This is a genomic window from Streptomyces himastatinicus ATCC 53653 (genome assembly GCF_000158915.1).
GTDB classification, from domain to species: domain Bacteria; phylum Actinomycetota; class Actinomycetes; order Streptomycetales; family Streptomycetaceae; genus Streptomyces; species Streptomyces himastatinicus.
In genome coordinates, this window is record NZ_GG657754.1 from 2768498 (window position 1) to 2771365 (window position 2868).

General features: G+C 76.2%; 2 protein-coding genes and 1 pseudogene. All 3 read right to left on the minus strand.

Annotated features, from left to right (window positions below; all coding sequences use genetic code 11):
• Positions 1-261, minus strand: a pseudogene (locus SSOG_RS53435) (protein phosphatase 2C domain-containing protein); the annotation flags it as partial.
• A gap of 281 nt (positions 262-542) precedes the next feature.
• Complete coding sequence (locus tag SSOG_RS11100) at positions 543-1982, minus strand: dihydrolipoyl dehydrogenase family protein (RefSeq protein WP_009714314.1); 1440 nt, start codon at positions 1980-1982, stop codon at positions 543-545.
• Positions 1983-2121: 139 nt separating this feature from the next.
• Positions 2122-2868 (minus strand): ribosome small subunit-dependent GTPase A (gene rsgA / locus SSOG_RS11105; RefSeq protein WP_106516382.1); only part of this gene is annotated, 747 nt, incomplete at its 5' end.

Genomic DNA, 2868 nt, shown 5'->3' on the forward strand with positions numbered 1-2868 from the left:
ACCTCCCGCCGCAGCGCCCGGGCCCGGCGCGGCACCGCCCGGCTCACGCCCGCCCTCCGGCGGGCCCCAGGGAGCCCCCGCGGCGGGCCGCTGGTCCCCACCGGCCGGCCGTCTGCCGCCGAGGGTGCGGGACGCCGAATCGAAGCGCTCGTCCACCGAATCGGCCGCGGCGGCGGGCCCGGCGTCGGCCCGCGCGGGGTCGTACAACTCGCCCCACCAGTCGTTTTCCTGACGGCGTCGGTCGTCCCCCTGCTGGCTCATCCCCATATTGTCCACAGGGGAGCTTCACGCGAACACCACGCGATGGTCTCCGGGGCTCCCGAAAGGGCGCCCGGCCCGTCCCCGCGCCGTCGGGTGCGCCCCGCTGCGCTGCCGGATCACCCGAGCGTGCCCCGGTCATCGGCGCATCGCCGTGCGAGGCCCCCGGCCGCCGGAAAGGCACCGCTGGCCCCGGCCCCGGCCGGGGCAGCACCCCGACGCCCGCACCGCCGTACGGAGTTCCGGCACAGAACGCCGGAGCCGCGCCCCCGGCCCGGGTCCGCCTACCCCCGGTACGCCTCCAGCAGCCGCAGCCATACCTCGCTCACCGTGGGGAACGACGGCACCGCATGCCACAGCCGCTCGATCGGCACCTCACCGGCCACCGCCACGGTCGCCGAGTGCAGCAGCTCCCCCACGCCCGGCCCCACGAACGTCACGCCGATCAGATGGCCCCGGTCCAGGTCGACGATCATGCGGGCGCGTCCGCGGTAGCCGTCCGCGTACAGGGCGGCGCCGGAGACCTGGCCCATGTCGTAGTCGACGACCCGGATGCTGCGGCCCTCGGCCTCGGCCTGTTCGGCGGTCAGCCCGACCGCGCCGACCTCCGGGTCGGTGAAGACGACCTGCGGCACCGCGCCATGGTCCGCGGTCGCCGCGTGGGCGCCCCAGCGGTCCGTCTCCAGCAGCGGTACGCCCTGGGCGCGGGCGCCGATCGCCGCGCCCGCGATCCGCGCCTGGTATTTGCCCTGGTGGGTGAGGAGCGCGCGGTGGTTGACGTCGCCCGCGGCGTACAGCCAGCCGCCCGGCACGTTCCGCACCCGGCAGGTGTCGTCCACGTCCAGCCAGCCGCCGGGCGTGAGCCCGACCGTCTCCAGGCCGAGGTCGTCGGTGCGCGGGGCGCGGCCGGTGGCGAACAGCACCTCGTCGGCCTCGACGGTCTCCCCGCCGTCCAGCGTGAGCGTCACCGGCCCCTGCGCGCCGTCGCGCCGTACGGCCGTCGCGGACGTCCCCGTACGGATCTTCACGCCCGCTTCGGCGAGCGACTCCGCCACCAGCTCGCCCGCGAACGCCTCCATGCGCTCCAGCAGCCCCGGGCCGCGGATCAGCATGGTCACCTCGGAGCCCAGCGCGCTCCACGCGGTGGCCATCTCGGCGGCGACCACCCCGCCGCCCACCACGGCCAGCCGCCGCGGCACGGTGGACGAGCTGGTCGCCTCCCGGCTGGTCCACGGGCGGGCCTCCGCGAGACCGGGCAGCGGGGGCAGCGCGGCGCGGCTGCCGGTGCAGACGGCCACGGCGTGCCGGGCGACCAGGAAGCGCTCCTGCCCGTCCGGCTGGGTGACCGCGACCCGGCACGGCTCGACGAGCCGCCCATGGCCGCGGACCAGGTCGATGCCCGCCGAGTCGAGCCAGCCGACCTGGCCGTCGTCCTTCCAGTTCGACACGAAGGCGTCGCGGTGGGCGAGGACGGCGGCCACGTCCAGCGGCGCTTCCGCGCCCTGCCGCGCCCCGGGCGTACGCCGCGCCTCGGCGCGCGCGATGACGGGGCGCAGCAGCGCCTTGCTGGGGACGCAGGCCCAGTACGCGCACTCGCCGCCGACCAGCTCGCTCTCCACGATCGCCGTGGAGAGCCCGGCAGCGCGCGCCCGGTCGGCCAGGTTCTCCCCGACCGGGCCCGCGCCCAGGACGACGACGTCGTACTCATCCGCACCGGAGTTCATCGCGACCCGCTCTCTGCCGACAGCGGACCGTGCCGACTGCCGACGGTGTGCCCGACTTTGGGATGACGCTTCCCCCATCCTCCCGTCGAGTCCCCACCGACGGCCACCCGAATCGGACACCCGCGGGCGCCGCGCAGCGCTACGGCTTGTGCTGCGGTCCGCGCTTGCGTTCGACCATGTGGCGGCCGAGCGCCTGCCGCTGCTTCCACTCCCGCCGCATCTCGGACCGCAGCCGGGCGTCGGTGCGGGCCGCGAGGTAGGCGTTCTCGCGCAGCAGCTTGCGGTAGCTGTCCAGCCGCCGGGGCGGCAGCGAACCCTCCTCGACCGCGGCGAGCACCGCGCACCCCGGCTCGGTCTCGTGCGCGCAGTCGTGGAAGCGGCAGTCCGCGGCGTACGCCTCGATCTCGGCGAACGCCTGCGACACCCCGCCCTCCGCGTCCCACAGCCCGACGCCGCGCAGCCCGGGGGTGTCGATGAGCGCACCGCCCGAGGGGAGCGGCAGCAGATTGCGGGTGGTCGTGGTGTGCCGCCCCTTGCCGTCGCTGTCCCGGATGGTGCGTACGTCCTGGACGTCCTCCCCCACCAGGGCGTTGGCCAGCGTCGACTTGCCCGCGCCCGACTGGCCGAGGAGGACGGAGGTCCCGGCCGCGAGCAGCGCGGCCAGCACCTCCACCCCCTGCCCGGTCGTGGCGCTGACCGGCAGTACCCGCACCCCGGGGGCGGAGGTCCCGGTGTCGGCGACGAGGTGCGCCAGCGCGACCGGATCGTCCACCAGATCCGCCTTGGTGAGGACCACGACCGGCTGCGCGCCGCTCTCCCAGGCGAGCGCCACGAAGCGCTCCACCCGCCCGAGGTCCAGCTCGGCGGCGAGCGATACGGCGATCAC

Coding starts and splice junctions, on each gene's coding strand:
- SSOG_RS11100 (WP_009714314.1), bottom strand. CDS start 1,982: ATGAACTCCGGTGCGGATGAGTACGACGTCGTCGTCCTGGGCGCGGGC.